Genomic DNA, 16,997 nt, shown 5'->3' with positions numbered 1-16,997 from the left:
TAATTTTTTAATGATTTAGTAAAAACTGTTTTATTTGAACAATTATTAACTCGATTTTATTAAGATTCGATATATTGTTAGTTCTCAAATCATATTCAATTTGATTGGCTATTTGGACGCTTGATTCCATATTTAAAATATTCATTTTATGCTTAATCTTATGGATTAATTGCCCCAGTTTTTTATATTCTTTCTGATCTAAAAGGTTTTTGTACTCTTGACTTTCATGAATAATTTCTTTTCTCATTATATTCAATATTTTATTCTGAAAGTCTTCGTCTCCAGGAGCAATTTTTTTTATATAATTTAAATTAGGTTTTTCCATAATTATTTCGGTAAAGTAAAATAAAAAATGGACCCTTTATTCGGGGTCGATTCTAGCCAAATATCGCCTTCATAAAGAGTAATAATTTTTTTAACAATACTTAAACCTACTCCTGTCGAATTTTTTGAAGTATCTAACGATTGAAATACTTTGAAAATTTTACTAAAGTATTTTTTTTCAATACCTATTCCATTGTCTTCTACACTAAACTCCCATTTGGTTTCTGAATGAGATTTAAATCTAATACAAATTCTTGAATCTGGTTTGTCAGAAAACTTAATAGCATTACTTATGAGGTTTTGAAAAAGTTGATAAAATTTAAACTTATCACCAGACACTACAGGTAACGGCCTTTTAATTTCTATTAACGTATTAGAAGGGATGTTAATAGCTTCAATAATTTCGGACACTAAGGAATTTAGGTTTACTTTTTCAGTTTTAATCTCTTCTTTGTCGATACTCGCGTATTCTAAAATACCATCTATAAGATTATCCATTTTATCAATCTTTTGAAGAAGTCTTCCAAAGTTTTGAATTACTAAATTGTTCTTTGAAGCATTTGAATCTTCCATAATCCAATTTACTAAGGTATTCATACTTCTTAAAGGGGCTTTTAAGTCATGAGAAACAACATGTGCAAAATCATTGAGTTCTTGATTGCTTTTAGTTAGGTTTTTAAGAAGCTTTTCTCTTTCAGATTGCGCTTTTAAATTAGCTGTAATATCTCTAATAATACCTTGAGCAAAAGTAGGGTTACTTTCTTCGTCATATACTACACTTGCATTTATTTCAATCCATTTCAATTCTTTTATTCGATTGATTACTCGAACTCTAAAATTTTTAAAAAATCCCTTGTTAAGTAATTCTTTAAATGAGCTTTGGCCATATTCGAAATCTTCTTTGTGTAAAACAGATAAAACATTAAATGATTCTTTTTCAATATTATATCCAAAAAAATCGATGGATGCATTATTCATTTTTAAAACATTTCCATAAAGATCGATTAAAATATAAGGATCAGGAATTGTTTTAAATAGAGCTTCTAACTGAATTTCTGTTTCATTAAGGACTCTTGAAAGATTTTGATTTGTCTTATAGAGCTCTAATGATTTCTCCTCAAGAATTTTTTCAGCTTGTTTTCTTGCTAGTTTCTCACGTTTTAAAGCTTGTGTTAATATGTTGAACTGCTCATTATTCATGCTTTTGAATATTAAATCTCACTTTTGAGCCATCCTCTTTTAGTAAGGTATAATTGATTTTCGCTTTTTCTTTGTAATGCTCAAATGATTTTATCATTAAGCCATGTGCAAAAGCATACATGCATCTTGAGGAGTGATAAACCATTACTAAACTCTTTTCAGAGTGATCTAAGATTTCAAAGTAAGGTAGTTCAGCATCAGGATAAAGTTTTCTAACTTCTACGTGAATATGCGCATCAATTGAAGCAAGGAGTTCTAAAGGTGTTTTGTATGAATTCAAAATGCTTCTATAATTTTTGACTAATACATCAAAAAAATGTAAACCATAAACCATTAGTAAATCATTTTCAGAGATTTTTGTGAGGTTACTAAGATTCGATAATAAGGATACCATTTCATTAAACTTGTATGTGCCTACTGAGGTATAAACCCCATTTGATTCTAGTTTCGAATTATTAATAATTGTTTCCACCATTTCAATACCGAACTTATTTTCAACTAGATCTAAAAACTCTGTAAATACTATTCCTTTCATAGTTTATTCAATAAATTTATTTTGCCCCCAATAAGAAATTATTTTTTCAATTAACTTTTTGTAATTCTCATATCGTAGAGGTTTTATAAAATAGCCCGCAATTCCAATTTCAAAGCAATATTTAATTTCTACGTGAAAGGTAGAACTTGTTAAAATTACAATTGGAATATATTTAAGTGATTCATTCATTTTTAATGAATGAAGTAATTCTGTTCCATTCATTTTAGGCATATTTAAATCTAATATAATTAAATCAATAGTAGAATGATTTAATTTATTTAGAGCATCTTCGCCATCATATGCCGATGTAACGTGACTGCTAATATTGATTTGTTTAATAATTCGTTCAAATTTTAAACGCTCAATTTCGTCATCATCGATAAAAAGAATTTTTAATGTTTTCATAAATAGTATTTAAATATACCACTTTAAAAATCATTTTTTTATTCATTTAAATAAATGATGTTTAGTCAAAAGGTGTTTTTTTATCGATGAATGAACGATAACTTACGACGATTAAATAATTTGGAAAATGATAATACTTATACTGGCGAGGTAAAGCCCTAAAAAAATCGTATGCCATATTTATGTTCACAAAACTTAAAATAGTTATAAAGTTTGTAATTAACATCCAATCCATAATCAACTTGTGGAGAATAATCGATTTTTGATTGATAAAAATCACCCCATCTTAATGGGTCTCTGTTACGAATGTTCCATTCGTTTACATAAAATAAGTTTTTGTTTTCGTAGTACTGTTGCGTATAAAACTCTTTAGGCCTTGCAATAGTATTTAAGTAGGTGTTAAATCCGAGGTCTAGTATAATTATTCTGTATTCTAGACTGTCATTTTCAATTACCACAGGTTCTTCTTTAGGTTCTTTTACCTTGGTTGTTTTTGTTGAGCTACAAGCAGCTAAACATAAAATGCTTACTAAAATTACAATTAACTGTTTCATGACATTCCAAATTTAAAGATTAATAAAAGTTAATTGTGGGTTAAACTGATAAATTTGTAAGAAACAAGAATTATGCCTAAAAGATGTGATTGGGTAAGTTTAGATCCTTTATATATAAAATATCATGATGAAGAATGGGGTGTTCCTGTTTTTGACGATAAAACTCTCTTTGAATTTTTACTATTAGAAACTTTTCAAGCTGGTTTGAGTTGGATAACCATTTTAAAGAAAAGAGAAAATTTTAGATTGGCTTTTGATGGATTTAATTATAACGCCATCGCCAATTATGATGTAAAGAAATATGAGTCCTTGCTGAAGAATCAAGGTATTATCAGAAATAAACTGAAGATAAACTCTGCTATTACAAATGCACAGTCTTTTATAAAAATTCAAAATGAATTTGGCTCTTTCTCCAATTATATTTGGAGTTTTACCGAAGGTAAACCGATTATCAATAATTTTGAGACAATTAAAAATGTTCCAGCAAACACTGCGCTTTCAGATAAAATATCTAAAGATTTAAAGAAGAGAGGTTTTAAATTTGTAGGTGCTACAGTGGTTTATGCATTTATGCAAGCCACAGGCATGGTAAATGATCACACTACGGATTGTTTTAGATTCAAAGAAGCACAATCTGTTTAGTGAAGTGAAAATGTTATGATTGTGAACAGTGCAATTACAACAATAATTGCTAATAGAACTTTGTACACATTTTTATAATATATTCTGTGAAGTTTTAAATCCTTACGATACATAACAATCATAAAAATTGTAAATGCGATTACAAAAAAAACTGCAAATATTTTCTGACCAGGTGAGAGCATAAAAATGTATATTTATACCACAAAATTACATAAAAACATAGAATAATGAAGAGTAAAATAGGTGCAGTACAGCAATTTCATGAAGCTTTTGGTTTAGGAATTAAGCAAGAGCCAACAGCGGATTTAGGAGGTGCTAAGAATACATTGCGATTTAATTTGATGGCAGAGGAAAATGAAGAGTATTTTGAGGCTGCACAAAATGGGGATTTGGTTGAAGTTGCAGATGCTTTAGGAGATATGCTCTATATTTTATGTGGAACAATATTAGAGCATGGAATGCAATATAAAATAGAAGAAGTGTTTGAAGAAATTCAACGAAGTAATATGAGTAAGTTAGGGGCAGATGGTAAGCCTATTTACAGAGAAGATGGAAAAGTGATGAAAGGACCTAATTACTTTAAACCAAATATTAAAGAAGTGTTGGATAAATAAAATAAGAAGCTATGAAAAATTTAAAATCACAAAGATTGTTTTGGCTGGCAGCGGTTGCCTTTATGCTTGCTGTGCCTGTAACAATTGCACAATCAGAAGTAGTAAAAGTAAATTCATTTGAGAAGGTTATTATAAGCCCACATGTGGAGGTCGTTTTTCAAAAAGGAACTGAAGAGTCGGTAACCATTAATTCTATAAGTGAAAGTCGAGATAAATTAAATATTGAAGTAAATAGTAATACTTTAAGGATTTATCTAGATGATGCCAAGATGACTACTAAAAATAAAAAAGTAGATTATGAAGGTTGGAAACAGAAGGTGCCAATTTATAAGGGTACTGTAGTTCGTGCAACGGTTACTTATAAAGACATTAGTGAACTGTCATTAAGAGGAGAGGAGGAGTATAAAATTAAAGATGTTTTACAACAAGATAAATTTGTTTTATCCATTTATGGAGATTCTGAGGTTACAATAGATGAAGTTGATTTTAATAACTCCAAAACCACAATATATGGTGAATGCGAGTTTAAAATTAAAAAAGGTGCAATAGAAAATCAAAAACTTACTTTATATGGCGATAGTGAGGTTTTGCTGAGTAACGTAGAAAGTAAAACAGCTAAAATTACAGCTTACGGAGATGGAGAGGTAAAGGTTAATGTTGCAGAGAGGTTAAAAGTAACAGCTTATGGAGAAACAGAAGTCTATTATAAAGGAAATCCAAAAGTAGATAAAGGGCTTATTTTAGGAGAAGCTACGATTGAATCATTTTAAATAAAAAACCCGATGGGAAAGCATCGGGTTTTTTATTATTTAAATGGATATATTTTACTTTACAACTACTCTCCAACCATAGGGGTCTGCTGCTTTATTTGTTTGTATATCTGTAATTTTCTTTTTTAACATATCTGCGTAAGAATCATCTAGTTCTGGAAGATCAAAATCTTCATCTTTAAATCCGAATCCCGATAACGGTGATATAACTGCAGCTGTACCAGCACCAAACATTTCTTTAAGACTTCCATTTCTAGCAGCCTCAACAACTTCCGTTACCTTCAATTTGCGTACTTCTACATTAATTCCAGCATCTTGAGCAATTTGAATAATACTTTTACGGGTAATTCCATCTAAAATTCTATCACTAGTTGGACTCGTAATTAAAGTATCGTTAATTCGAACGAATATATTCATTGCACCAGCTTCCTCAATGTACTCATGTGTATTGTCATCTGTCCAAATAACTTGAGCATATCCTTTGTCTGCAGCTAATTTTGTAGGATAAAATTGCGCGGCGTAATTACCTCCAGCTTTTGCATAACCAACACCTCCATTGGCAGCACGAGCATATTTTTCTTCTATCAATACTTTAACTTTTCCTGAAAAGTAAGCACCTGAAGGAGCAGTACAAATAATCAATTTATATTCATCTGCTGGCGATGCATGAAAACCTTGGCCTGAGGCAAACATAAATGGTCTAATGTATAGAGAGCTTCCTTCTTGAGTAGGAATCCAATCGCTATCTACTTGTAAAAGTTGTTTTAGGCCATCCATAAAAATTTCTTCAGGAACCTCTGGAATCATTAATCTACTAGCAGATTTGTTAAGTCGATCCCAATTGTCTCTTGGTCTAAATAGTAGGATGTCTCCGTTAGCATCTTTATAGGCTTTCATTCCCTCAAAAATAGACTGACCGTAATGAAAGATTTTTGCAGATGGATCTAGACTAATTGGTGCATATGGTTGAATGGTGGCATTTTGCCATTCTCCATTTTTGAAATCAACTACAAACATGTGATCTGAAAATACACTTCCAAAAGCTAAATTGTCAAAATCAACGTCGTTGATTTTAGATGTAGCTACTTTCTTAACTTTGATTTTGTGTGCCATTGTGCTCTAACAATTGTATTATTAATCTAGTGTAAAGGTATGAAATTACATAAAGGCATGATTATTCTGCACATATTTTTTAACAGCATTTATTGATTGTTTACATTTGTAATCACCTTTAAAAATAATACCATGAAAAAAGTAGGAATTCTCATTTTATTTGCGGTTTTTTTAATGAATTGCAAAAAGGAAGTACAGTTAGATTATGCTTCTTTTGGTGCAACTTTTAATTCTGAAGGAGCAATTAGTAAAGAGGCTATGATGAGCAAATTCGAAAATTTACAACCTGGAGATAGTATAGAAGTTACATTTGAATCTAAAGTAAATAAAGTTTGTAAGGCAAAAGGTTGTTGGATGCAATTGGATTTAGGAGATGATCTAGAATCAATGGTGAAATTTAAAGACTATGGATTTTTTGTTCCTCTAAACTCAGAAGAGCGTGAAGTAATTGTGCATGGAAAAGCTTTTGTGAAAGAAGTATCTGTTTCTGAGTTGCAACACTACGCCAAAGATGAAGGAAAATCCGAAGAAGAAATTGCTGCTATCACAGAGGCTAAAAGAACGTATTCTTTTCTTGCAGATGGAGTTTTAATGGCAAAATAGTATGAAAAGAATAGTTGTACTATTTATTGTTGTTATAGTTTACTCTTGTTCAAATGAAAAGCCAACAGCTGAAGAGTCATTTGAAATGTATCAAACATCTGAATTGGCACAAATGATGGAAGAGATGTATGTGTTTCACGACAGTCTAAAGACACGCATTGTACTTGGAGATTCTCTTTTGCAAATGCCTTATAATTTGCAACTGATACATTCTGCTTCTATGTCTGAGAATTTTAATCGTGATGAGAATTTTACAACCTTTGCAAAAGTTTTTGAAAATTATCAAGAGCAACTTTATAGTGTCCCGAAAGATTCTGTAAAAGAGGTTTATAATCTTGCGATAAATACATGTGTTGCTTGTCATCAAACATCTTGTACTGGCCCAATACCTAGAATAGAAAAACTCAAAATTCCTTAGTGAAAAGAAAGGTAATCAAAACGGCTGATGGTTCTACAACAATTTTCTTGGAAGATTGGAACGAGCACTATCATTCAAAACATGGGGCTATTCAAGAAGCTACGCATGTTTTTATAAAACATGGATTGCATATTGTTCAACATAATACAATTAATATTCTTGAAATAGGATTTGGCACAGGTTTAAATGCTTTTATTACTTTTTTGGAATCTAAAAGGTTAAATAAATCAATAAATTATGTGGGGGTTGAGGCCTATCCAGTTGCTGCTTCTGAAGTACAAAAATTGAATTATGTAGATGCTTTAAATGCTAAACTGTATGAAAAAGAGTTTAGTAATATGCATGAAGAACAATGGGAAATTCCGATTGAGATTTCAGAGAATTTTGTCCTTGAGAAAAGGAAACAACGTTTTGAGGAAATAAATGATGTTTCAGTTTTTGATTTAATCTTTTTTGATGCTTTTGGTGCAAGAGTTCAACCAGAATTATGGTCTGAAGCAATGTTTGACCGCATGTTTAATGCATTAAAATCTGGTGGTATTTTGGTAACTTACGCTGCAAAAGGAAGTGTAAGACGAGCAATGCTTGAAGTTGGATTTCAAGTTGAAAAATTACCTGGACCCCCTGGAAAAAGAGAAATGCTAAGAGCGATAAAACCTAAATAGAGTAATTATGGAATTTGAAAGATTTAGAAAAAGAAAAAAACCTAATAAAACAAGATTAATAATTTTACTCGTTGCCTTATTAGGTGTTCTTACCATTTGGTTAAATTCAGGTGCTATAACAGAATGGTTGTTTAAAAATTAATTCAAAGCGATTTTTTTCATCATTCTCAAGGCTTCAACATACACCCATACGAGCGTCATAAGAAGACCCCAAGTGGCTACCCATTCCATATATTTTGGAACGTGATTCTTTTTTCTTTCAATGAAATCGAAATCTAAAAGTAGTGTAAACGCCGCTACTCCAGAAGCGATGATATTAAATCCGATGGATAAATAAGATGTACTATCTAATATTGTAAAAGGAGTTTCGATACTAAAATATCGTAATGTCCAACTCATTGCGTAGATGGTCATTATAATTGTTATTGCAACAACTAGAACACTTCTGAATCTTTCGGTTACCTTAACAATTTTTGCTTTATATAAAAATAACATCACAAAGAATGTTGTAATTGTAACACCAATTGCTTGTAATGGCATGCCTTTAAATTTACTTTCAGTTATTAACGTTAGTCCTCCTAAGAAACATCCTAAAGCAAATGAATATAAGGGCACAAGAACCGGTGCTAATCGATGAATAAAGGCCGTAATTAAACTAAAAAATATTGTTGCAATTAGACCACCATACATAAATAATCTTGGATTATATCCTTTGTCTGCGAATTGCCAAGTAATCCAAGTAGCACTTGCAACTAATAAAGAGCAAAAAAAAGATTTTAAAATAATGCCGTTAACGGTCATTTTGTTTGAAGAAGATGCATAGCCTTTCCATACATCTCTACTGAACGCTGGGTTCGAGGTTTTGTAATAATAAAGAGCCATAGTGTGGGGCTTAATGGGGTTGACAAGTACCAAATATATGAATAATATTCTAATTTGCAAGTATTTGCCAATAACATGCATTTTATTTAAAAAAACGAACTGTTTGTTTGCTTAGTGTTGTCTTTTATTTTTATGATCTCTAAAAGTAAATTTTAGTTTTGGATTGATTTATAAACGATTACAAACGTTGCTAGTGCAGTAAATATTAAAGCAGAAGCGATATAAATTAAACGTTCTCTCTTCTTTTTTATTTTAATTTCTTGTTTTTTAATTAGTTTGTATTCTGCTTTAATTCTGTCTTGATATTTTACAATAAACTCATCTTCTAGAGTCTCAATTGCTTTTTCATATTCTTTTGTGGTTTTCTTATCCGTTTTACTGGTAAATGCAAAGGTGAAATTTGAATATTGATCAAAATCTGAAGGCTTGTTGTATTTTCTGCTTATATCTACTTTATCAAAAAAATACATAGGGGTTATATCCCATTCGCATTCCAATTGAGTATCAAGTTTCAACTTTTGAAGAATGGCTTTTACATTATTTTCAATATTTCCAAAATTTATAGTATTTAAATCGTAGTGGTCTTTTATAAATTCTTCAATAGCTTTAGGGTAAATTTTATATGTAGTATAAGCCTTCATTTTCATTTTTGGTTTTACGGTTACAAGTATATGAAATTTGTTAAAAATGTTAAAGATTAATATCAGATTTATAAAGAGTGTCTAAGAAATGTGACTTCTATCTTTCCAGGTATAGTTTCTTTTGAAGATGGAACCAAAACTAAAGATAGTCAGCAAGAAAGGATGTATAAAACTTATAAATGGATAGAACAATAGAAATTTACATTGCCTCGACAGCAGAAGTCCCGGAAATATTAGTAAAAGATCAATAATAGATTTTAATAAAAGAAATGTTGTGAAATAATACCAAGAAACATCAAGTAATAAAGAAATAAGTAAAAATATTATAAATATCAAGTTTGATAAAAGTATTATGAATCCAATTAACTTAGTGAAATTATTTGCCATTGTTGTTTTTGAGCCCCAACGTATTCGTTGTTCTATTAACTGTTTTAAACTAAGGTTCCCATTAGTTTCTACTAAATGCTCATTAGATTTAATGTAAGTAACTTGAGTTGAATACTTTAACTGAATTTTTTGAAGCAGAAAAAAATCATCTCCTGTGGCTAAATGATTATTACCATTAAATCCACTAACATCATAAAAAACGGACTTTTTATAGCAAAGATTGGCACCATTGCACATCATAGGTTTACGATTGCCAAAACTTCCAATAGTTGAAACGAGTAAACTAATTAAATCAAAGAGCTCTACAATTTGTAAAAAATTACGAGGCTTAATATAAATGCCTCCAGCCATTAAAACAGGGTTACGCTCTTTGACGGTTGAATCAAATATATTTAACCATGATTTTGGTACGCTGCAGTCGGCATCTGTTGTTATTATCCAGTCGTATTTTGCAGCATTAATTGCATGTTCAATAGCATCTTTTTTTGGAGATTTACTTTGCCTAATATTTGCTAAAATAGTTAGCTGGATTTCTAAGTTTAGTTTATTAAATTTTTCAATAATTTCTTTTCCATTATCTGTAGATGCATCGTCAACAAAAATTATCTCAAACCTGTTTTTTGGATAGTGCAGCTTTTCAATACTGTGCAGCAATTTTGGCAAATTATCAGCTTCATTTCTAAATGGAACTATAATTGAGAATGAATTATAAAAATCATTTGTTTTTTTGGTGGCTGTTGATACCTTTAAATAACCAATAAAAAGCCAAAAAATTAATAGGCTATAAATAATAAGAATACTTCCAAAAATATAGATCATAGAATTTAATATAGCCTCCACTTTTGTTACATTTACAGCAAAGAAACAAAATATTGAGTTCAGAAAAAATCATATTAGGTATTGATCCAGGAACAACAATCATGGGCTTTGGTTTGATTAAAATTAAAGGAAAAACTATGAAGTTTATGCTTATGCATGAATTAGTTTTAAAAAAATATGACGATCACTACATAAAACTTAAACACATATTTGAAAGAACTCTTGAACTAATTGATGCCTATCATCCAGATGAAATAGCAATTGAAGCACCCTTTTTTGGCAAAAATGTGCAATCCATGTTAAAACTGGGTAGAGCTCAAGGAGTTGCAATGGCTGCAGGATTGAGTAGACAAGTGCCGGTAACAGAGTACTCTCCCAAAAAGATTAAAATGGCCATTACTGGAAATGGGAATGCTAGTAAAGAACAGGTTGCGGGCATGCTTAAAAATACTTTAGGACTAAAGGAGTTGCCAAAGAATTTAGATGCAACAGATGGCCTTGCAGCAGCGGTTTGTCATTTTTATAATCAAGGTAGGATTGGTGTTGACAAGAGCTATTCGGGTTGGAAATCGTTTATCAGTCAGAATCCAGATAAAGTGAAATAGAAAACATTTTTGGTTATATTTGGCTATGGTCAAAACGGAAAATAAAGCGTTAAAGCCATCAAAAATGGCTATAATATTTTATCGATTTATGAGGTATATACAAGTTGGAGCATTTTTACACCTTATGGCGATTTTTGGTCTGTGGCTATTTATAAATGGTTTGCAAATTCTTTTTTTATATAAGAATCAAACCATTGATTTTTATTTTTATAAATGGCTTTTGTTGACATGGATAGGTTTTGTCTTGCCCTTTTTCTCAGAATTAGATGCCTTTGGTAGGTATCAAAATTACAAGCTTATAAAAGATAAATTGCACATCAACGGATTTGATTATAGACTAGTAAGGCCATTTATGTATTCTAATTGCCAGCGCATATCTATTCTTACAGCGGCCGCAGATTTGAATTGCGCTGATAAAGTTAAAGCGTATTTCTACACTCAAGGATATCGCTGGTATCATGTATTTCCTCAAGTTTGGATAAGAAACCCTTTGGTGTTATTTCATAAAAAATTCTGGGAAAAGATTCTTTTTACGCGCTATTACCAACTCAAAAATTTTTATTGGTAATGAGTCAGTTACAAGTAACTCATTTAAGTTTATCATACGGTAAACAGGATGTTCTTAAACAAGTTTCTTTTTCACTTAAGAAAGGAAGTATTGTTGGGTTGCTAGGGCCAAATGGTGCAGGTAAAAGTTCTATTTTAAAAATTTTAGCAGGACTTGTATTTCCCGATGAGGGAATTTTGAAATATAGGAACGAAAATTTGAACTTTGATAAGTTAAAAAAGTACGCAGGCTTTCATATTGATGCTCCTTCATTTTATCCTTTTCTTTCTGCTGCAGAAAATTTAAGAATTCTTATGCGGATGAATAATCTCTCAGTTGATGTGCAAGATTTACTGAATAAAGTGGGTTTGTCTCAAGTTGGCTCAAAAAAGGTATCGCATTTTTCTACGGGTATGAAACAGCGTTTAGCGATTGCTCAAACTTTGTTGAGGTCTCCATATTTATTGGTCTTGGATGAACCATTTAACGGATTAGATCCAAATGGTTTTCAAGATTTAATTCAGTTATTAAGAGAACTAAATGAAGAAGGTATTACTATTGTTGTATCATCACACCTGTTAAATGAGTTAGAGCAATTAGCAGATCATTTTATTCTATTGCATCATGGTCAAATTGCTTTAGATATTACGAAGGAAGAACTGCAACAATCTAAGAATACCATTCAATTAGAATTTGATAAACCAATTAATGATTCAAGTAATAAATTAATCAGTGACTTAGAGGTGAAAAAAATAAATGAAACATCATATGAAGTTAAACTACCAGAGAATCAAGTTGCCATGTTAGTAAAAAAATTAGTCGATGCATCTTGTATTCCAACCCGAGTTAACACTTTAACCTTATTACAACAGAAATATCTTGAAATTACTGCATGATTGCCTTAACTAGAATAGAACTTTTTAAGTTGTTTAAATCAGGTAGAACCTATTTAACTTTTGGTATTGCCATCGTTTTAATGTTGGTAATTGATTTAGGTTTATATAGTGATGGAGAAGAGTTGTTTAATTATTTGCTACAAGCAATAAATAATTACTTCTACTTAGAAGGAAATTTGGTAAATGGGTATTTAATATCCTATCTAGCTTTAAACACATTGTGGGTGCACCTTCCAGTTCTTATTGTAATCGTAACATCGCATATTTTTGCTGGAGAATTTGAATATGGAACTATTAGATTACTCCTAACACAATCACCCAGCAGAACAAAATGCTTTATCGCAAAGTTTTTAGCAATGGTTATATATGTCATTTGCTTTATGCTTATTGTGGCTTTTGCAGCATTAATTCCTTCCATTTCGATTTTTGGTACTGGAGATGTGGTTGTGTTTATTGACGGGATACAGTTTATCCTAGAAAGTTCTTTTTTAAAGAGGTTTTTCCAAACATTAGTATTTGCAACTTTAGCCATGGTAGCCTTTTCTAGTTTGGCTATGATATTTGCTATTTGGTTTAGAAATACTTTAACTGCCATATTGGTATCTCTCGGAATTTTAATTCTATTAACTTTGTTACAAACATTTGTTTTCGGAATTTTTAGTTCTTGGCAGCCATTTTTGTTCAGTTATCACATGTCTAAATGGCAATTGTTTTTTGTACGTGATATACCGTATGATTCTATTTTAAATTCCGTTATATATTTAATTTTAATGATAGGTATTTGTTTTACAATTTGCTTATTTAAGTTTAAACGAATGAATATTACAGAATGAGATTAGTTTGCTTTTTTATTAGTTTATGTTGCTTTTCATTACATGGCCAACAGATTCTAGACGATAATATTCAGCAATTGATTGATGCTTATAGTAATGAGTCTAAAATCAAATGTGAGATTACTGTAACGATTCATGTAGAGGGAATGCAAATTCCTAGAAAGACCATTCTGGTTGATTTTCAGGAGGGACAAAAGCCAAAAGTAAAAGGAGAAGGATTGGCATTATTACCTAAAAAAGGACTGGTAAATCAATTTCAAGAACTATTTAAAACACCCATGCAAGCAATTGCTATGGGAGAAAAAGAAGGTCGTCTAGTTTATAAACTTGTTTCACTAGATGATCAGAGTCAATGGGTAACTGCAGATATAGTTTTTAACAAAGATACGTTTCAAATTTATGAAGCGATTATAAATACAAGAAAGCACGGAGCCCTGAAGGCAATTCATACTTATGAAGAGGGAAAATACCCTTCAGAATCGCTTATTACATTTAGTGTAAAGAAGTTTAAAGTTCCATTGAGATTTATTGGAAGACAGAATAAATTAGTTGATTTACCTGAAGCAGATGAACAGACAGAAGGTAAAATATTCTTACAATATGTGTATATTCCCTAATGGCAGGGATTTACCTACATATTCCGTTTTGTAAACAAGCTTGTTATTATTGTGATTTTCATTTTTCCACATCATTAAAAAAGAAGAATGAAATAATAATATGTTTGATAAAAGAAATTGAATTTCGAAAAGACGAATTAAGTGGAGAAATTATTGAGACTATTTATTTTGGTGGTGGAACTCCGAGTCTTTTGTCACAAAAAGAAATAGATGCAATTATCGATTCTGTGTTTGAAAATCATCGAGTTATTGATAGACCAGAAATTACGTTAGAGACGAATCCTGATGATTTAAGTAAGGATAAAATTGTAGAGTTATCAAAATCTAAAATCAACCGACTTTCGATAGGAATTCAATCTTTTTTTGAACGAGATTTGAAATTAATGAATCGAGCACATAATGCAGTTGAAGCAAAAGAATGCTTATCCGAGGCGATTCGTCACTTTGATAATATTTCCTTAGATTTAATTTACGGAATTCCGGGTTTGTCCCATGAAGAATGGAGAGAGAATATTCAAACGGCGTTGTCTTTTGGTGTACCTCATATCTCCAGTTATGCACTTACTGTAGAACCTAAAACTGCTTTGGCTAGTTTCGTTGAAAAAGGTATTATTGAAGATGTAAATGATGAGCAAGCACATGAACAGTTTCATATTTTGATAGAAGAGTTACAGAAGGCTAATTTTATTCATTATGAACTTTCTAACTTTGGAAAAGAAGGTTTTTTTAGTATCAACAATTCATCTTATTGGAAGGGGAAATCGTATATAGGGATTGGTCCATCGGCACATTCTTTTAACGGGAAACAAAGAAGCTGGAATGTGAGTAATAATTCAAAATATATTGAAGCGATTCAAAAAAATGAGTTGCCCATAGAACGAGAAATCTTATCCAAAACAGATCAATACAATGAAACAGTAATGACAGGTTTACGCACCATTTGGGGAGTTTCATTAAAATATGTAGAAAAGAACTTTGGAAAGTCATATCTAGAATATCTAACCTTGCAGTCTAAAAACTATCTTCAGGAAGATTTGTTGTATATTGAAAACAACTCTCTGAAGACCACCAAAAAAGGAAAGTTTTTAGCAGACGGAATAGCGTCGGAATTATTTATGTTGAATTTAACCGAAAAAAATTGAAAGCATTAATAGAATACAATTCCAGAAAAATAGAAATAGATGTATCGTTGCCCATTGATATATCTATAGCCATTGATCCGAGTAAAGAAAATATCAATGCTTGGTATATAGACGATCCAAAAATACGACCAGAAAAGTTTGACCATTGTGAGGTGACCGTTGTAAATGGAGCTGTAGTAAATTTCAACTCCATTCATTTCAACCCTCATTCACACATTACTCATACCGAATGCGTTGGGCATATTACTGAGAAAGTTCATTCTGTAAATCAAAATTTGAAGTATTATTTTCATTTAGCAGAACTCGTAACCGTTGCGCCTTTATTTCATAATGACGATTTTATTATTGGCGTAAAGCAATTAAAAACAGCGTTACGAAATAAAAAACGGGATGCGATTATTATAAGGACGTTACCTAATTTAGAAGACAAAAAGAGTATGAGATACTCTAATACAAATCCAACCTACTTATCTGAAAAAGCTGCCATTTACTTGAGAGAAAAAGGAATCAAACATTTGTTGGTGGACTTGCCATCTGTGGATAAAGAGAAAGATAATGGTCAGCTTTTATCGCACAATGCATTCTGGAATACTGATGGAGAGCTTAGAATGGACGCTACAATTACGGAGTTCATTTATGTGCCAAATGACGTAGAGGATGGTGAATATTTATTAAACCTTATGATCGCTCCTTTTGAAAATGATGCAACACCCAGTAAACCTATTTTGTATAAGATTCTCAACTCATGATTAAAAAAATAGTATCACGAAAAATTGTTTTTCTTGCAATTCTTGTGATTGTAATTTTCTCTATTTCATCATTTGTTTATTTTGATATTCCTGTTGAAGAACTCAAAAAAGATTATGCCAATGAGTTCTCGCAGTTTATTGAGCTAGATGGAATGCAAGTTCATTACCGAGATGAAGGTCAAGGATTTCCCATTGTATTAATTCATGGAACAGCTTCTTCGCTTCATACTTGGGATGATTGGACTCAAGAATTGAAAAAAGAATACAGAGTGATTCGAATGGATTTACCGGCTTTTGGTTTAACAGGTCCGAATACTTCAGGAGATTATTCTATTGAATTTTATACAAAGTTTTTAAATCATTTTATTAACGAATTAAAACTTAATACGTTTCATTTAGCTGGGAATTCTTTGGGCGGAAATATTGCGTGGAATTATACTGCAGAAAATCCCAATAGAGTCAAAAAGTTAGTGCTTGTAGATGCTAGTGGATTACCTACCAACAAACCACAACCTGCTGTTTTTAAAATGGCAAAAACTCCGTTAATTAACTCTTCGTTTTTATATATCACACCTAAGTTTTTCATTAAGAAAAACATGAGAGAGGTGTATGAAGACGATACAAAAATTACGGATGAATTGGTAACTCGATATCATCAATTGGCATTAAGAGAAGGCAATCGGCAAGCTTTTATAGATAGAGCAAAAATTGACTTTAAACCGAACGAAAAAGAAAATCTAGAGAAACTACAAAGCATTCAAAATGCTACTTTATTGTTGTGGGGAGCAAAAGATACTTGGATTCCTTTAGATAATGGAAAACGCATGGATGGTTTGCTGCCCAACTCCCAACTAAAAGTGATTCAAAACTCGGGTCATGTCCCTATGGAGGAAAATCCAAAAGAGAGTTTGAAGATTTTTAGAGAATTTATTTACTTATAAATTTCATACCTAAATCGGAAATGCATGTCAAAAAGATGTCGCTCCATGAAGGAACCAAGAGTCTTTATGAAATTATATCAAGTTCATTCATATTG

General features: G+C 31.1%; 24 protein-coding genes. 15 read left to right on the top strand and 9 right to left on the bottom strand.

Translation table 11 applies throughout. From position 1 onward, the window contains the following. Positions 1-7 precede the first annotated feature (7 nt). The 5 genes from ACYQ5R_RS03190 to ACYQ5R_RS03170 form a co-directional block, all read right to left on the bottom strand. Positions 8-325 carry a hypothetical protein gene (locus ACYQ5R_RS03190; protein ID WP_460189461.1) on the bottom strand — a complete coding sequence of 106 codons (318 nt, stop codon included), beginning with the start codon at positions 323-325 and terminating at the stop codon, positions 8-10. Positions 326-327: 2 nt separating this feature from the next. Then, a complete protein-coding gene (locus tag ACYQ5R_RS03185) occupies positions 328-1,524 on the bottom strand; it encodes a sensor histidine kinase (protein ID WP_460189460.1) in 1,197 nt (398 codons plus the stop codon). Further along, on the bottom strand, positions 1,517-2,059 hold the full coding sequence (locus ACYQ5R_RS03180; protein WP_460189459.1) for a heme NO-binding domain-containing protein: 543 nt from the start codon (positions 2,057-2,059) through the stop codon (positions 1,517-1,519). The genes ACYQ5R_RS03185 and ACYQ5R_RS03180 overlap by 8 nt, the downstream gene beginning before the upstream one ends. A gap of 3 nt (positions 2,060-2,062) precedes the next feature. Beyond that, positions 2,063-2,464, bottom strand: a complete 402-nt coding sequence (locus tag ACYQ5R_RS03175; protein ID WP_460189458.1) for a response regulator — start codon at positions 2,462-2,464, stop codon at positions 2,063-2,065. 158 nt (positions 2,465-2,622) lie between these two features. After that, positions 2,623-3,018 (bottom strand): DUF6146 family protein, encoded by a 396-nt coding sequence (locus ACYQ5R_RS03170; RefSeq protein ID WP_460189457.1) that lies wholly within the window; start codon positions 3,016-3,018, stop codon positions 2,623-2,625. Positions 3,019-3,090: 72 nt separating this feature from the next. On the opposite strand from ACYQ5R_RS03170, the gene ACYQ5R_RS03165 reads away from it, so the two are divergent. From ACYQ5R_RS03165 to ACYQ5R_RS03155, 3 genes are all read left to right on the top strand, one after another. After that, positions 3,091-3,660 (top strand): DNA-3-methyladenine glycosylase I, encoded by a 570-nt coding sequence (locus ACYQ5R_RS03165; protein WP_460189456.1) that lies wholly within the window; start codon positions 3,091-3,093, stop codon positions 3,658-3,660. A gap of 227 nt (positions 3,661-3,887) precedes the next feature. After that, positions 3,888-4,274, top strand: a complete 387-nt coding sequence (locus ACYQ5R_RS03160) for a pyrophosphohydrolase domain-containing protein (RefSeq protein ID WP_460189455.1) — start codon at positions 3,888-3,890, stop codon at positions 4,272-4,274. 11 nt (positions 4,275-4,285) lie between these two features. Then, positions 4,286-5,044 carry a head GIN domain-containing protein gene (locus ACYQ5R_RS03155; RefSeq protein WP_460189454.1) on the top strand — a complete coding sequence of 253 codons (759 nt, stop codon included), beginning with the start codon at positions 4,286-4,288 and terminating at the stop codon, positions 5,042-5,044. Between the two features lie 54 nt (positions 5,045-5,098). Here ACYQ5R_RS03155 and ACYQ5R_RS03150 read toward each other — a convergent pair whose 3' ends face one another. Then, complete coding sequence (locus ACYQ5R_RS03150) at positions 5,099-6,157, bottom strand: branched-chain amino acid aminotransferase (RefSeq protein ID WP_460189453.1); 1,059 nt, start codon at positions 6,155-6,157, stop codon at positions 5,099-5,101. 132 nt (positions 6,158-6,289) lie between these two features. On the opposite strand from ACYQ5R_RS03150, the gene ACYQ5R_RS03145 reads away from it, so the two are divergent. From ACYQ5R_RS03145 to ACYQ5R_RS03130, 4 genes are read left to right on the top strand one after another with little or no spacing between them, the layout of a single operon-like run. Beyond that, positions 6,290-6,760 carry a DUF4920 domain-containing protein gene (locus ACYQ5R_RS03145; RefSeq protein ID WP_460189452.1) on the top strand — a complete coding sequence of 157 codons (471 nt, stop codon included), beginning with the start codon at positions 6,290-6,292 and terminating at the stop codon, positions 6,758-6,760. Position 6,761: 1 nt separating this feature from the next. Then, positions 6,762-7,178 carry a hypothetical protein gene (locus ACYQ5R_RS03140; protein ID WP_460189451.1) on the top strand — a complete coding sequence of 139 codons (417 nt, stop codon included), beginning with the start codon at positions 6,762-6,764 and terminating at the stop codon, positions 7,176-7,178. After that, on the top strand, positions 7,178-7,843 hold the full coding sequence (gene mnmD, locus ACYQ5R_RS03135) for a tRNA (5-methylaminomethyl-2-thiouridine)(34)-methyltransferase MnmD (protein ID WP_460189450.1): 666 nt from the start codon (positions 7,178-7,180) through the stop codon (positions 7,841-7,843). Before ACYQ5R_RS03140 ends, mnmD begins: the two co-directional genes overlap by 1 nt. Before the next feature lie 7 nt (positions 7,844-7,850). After that, positions 7,851-7,985 carry a hypothetical protein gene (locus tag ACYQ5R_RS03130; RefSeq protein ID WP_460189449.1) on the top strand — a complete coding sequence of 45 codons (135 nt, stop codon included), beginning with the start codon at positions 7,851-7,853 and terminating at the stop codon, positions 7,983-7,985. Here ACYQ5R_RS03130 and ACYQ5R_RS03125 read toward each other — a convergent pair. The 3 genes from ACYQ5R_RS03125 to ACYQ5R_RS03115 form a co-directional block, all read right to left on the bottom strand. Then, on the bottom strand, positions 7,982-8,725 hold the full coding sequence (locus ACYQ5R_RS03125) for a Bax inhibitor-1/YccA family protein (RefSeq protein ID WP_460189448.1): 744 nt from the start codon (positions 8,723-8,725) through the stop codon (positions 7,982-7,984). The genes ACYQ5R_RS03130 and ACYQ5R_RS03125 overlap by 4 nt on opposite strands. A 152-nt stretch (positions 8,726-8,877) precedes the next feature. Beyond that, on the bottom strand, positions 8,878-9,372 hold the full coding sequence (locus tag ACYQ5R_RS03120) for a hypothetical protein (RefSeq protein WP_460189447.1): 495 nt from the start codon (positions 9,370-9,372) through the stop codon (positions 8,878-8,880). Between the two features lie 75 nt (positions 9,373-9,447). Continuing rightward, complete coding sequence (locus ACYQ5R_RS03115) at positions 9,448-10,572, bottom strand: glycosyltransferase (protein WP_460189446.1); 1,125 nt, start codon at positions 10,570-10,572, stop codon at positions 9,448-9,450. A gap of 53 nt (positions 10,573-10,625) precedes the next feature. On the opposite strand from ACYQ5R_RS03115, the gene ruvC reads away from it, so the two are divergent. The 8 genes from ruvC (at position 10,626) to ACYQ5R_RS03075 (ending at position 16,902) form a co-directional block, all read left to right on the top strand. Then, positions 10,626-11,177 carry a crossover junction endodeoxyribonuclease RuvC gene (ruvC, locus tag ACYQ5R_RS03110; RefSeq protein ID WP_460189445.1) on the top strand — a complete coding sequence of 184 codons (552 nt, stop codon included), beginning with the start codon at positions 10,626-10,628 and terminating at the stop codon, positions 11,175-11,177. Between the two features lie 64 nt (positions 11,178-11,241). Next, the gene (locus tag ACYQ5R_RS03105) at positions 11,242-11,745 is read left to right on the top strand and encodes a hypothetical protein (protein ID WP_460189444.1); all 504 of its coding nucleotides are present in this window, start codon (positions 11,242-11,244) and stop codon (positions 11,743-11,745) included. After that, a complete protein-coding gene (locus tag ACYQ5R_RS03100; protein WP_460189443.1) occupies positions 11,745-12,620 on the top strand; it encodes an ABC transporter ATP-binding protein in 876 nt (291 codons plus the stop codon). The genes ACYQ5R_RS03105 and ACYQ5R_RS03100 overlap by 1 nt, the downstream gene beginning before the upstream one ends. Continuing rightward, on the top strand, positions 12,617-13,453 hold the full coding sequence (locus ACYQ5R_RS03095; RefSeq protein WP_460189442.1) for an ABC transporter permease: 837 nt from the start codon (positions 12,617-12,619) through the stop codon (positions 13,451-13,453). The genes ACYQ5R_RS03100 and ACYQ5R_RS03095 overlap by 4 nt, the downstream gene beginning before the upstream one ends. Beyond that, on the top strand, positions 13,450-14,070 hold the full coding sequence (locus ACYQ5R_RS03090) for a hypothetical protein (protein WP_460189441.1): 621 nt from the start codon (positions 13,450-13,452) through the stop codon (positions 14,068-14,070). The genes ACYQ5R_RS03095 and ACYQ5R_RS03090 overlap by 4 nt, the downstream gene beginning before the upstream one ends. Further along, on the top strand, positions 14,070-15,212 hold the full coding sequence (gene hemW / locus ACYQ5R_RS03085) for a radical SAM family heme chaperone HemW (protein ID WP_460189440.1): 1,143 nt from the start codon (positions 14,070-14,072) through the stop codon (positions 15,210-15,212). Before ACYQ5R_RS03090 ends, hemW begins: the two co-directional genes overlap by 1 nt. Beyond that, positions 15,209-15,961, top strand: coding sequence for a cyclase family protein (locus ACYQ5R_RS03080; protein WP_460189439.1), 753 nt, complete (start codon positions 15,209-15,211; stop codon positions 15,959-15,961). Before hemW ends, ACYQ5R_RS03080 begins: the two co-directional genes overlap by 4 nt. Next, on the top strand, positions 15,958-16,902 hold the full coding sequence (locus ACYQ5R_RS03075) for an alpha/beta fold hydrolase (protein ID WP_460189438.1): 945 nt from the start codon (positions 15,958-15,960) through the stop codon (positions 16,900-16,902). Before ACYQ5R_RS03080 ends, ACYQ5R_RS03075 begins: the two co-directional genes overlap by 4 nt. The last annotated feature ends 95 nt before the right edge of the window (positions 16,903-16,997 follow it).

It is taken from the genome of Urechidicola sp. KH5, from assembly GCF_054661455.1.
This window is presented reverse-complemented; position numbering and strand designations above follow the sequence as displayed.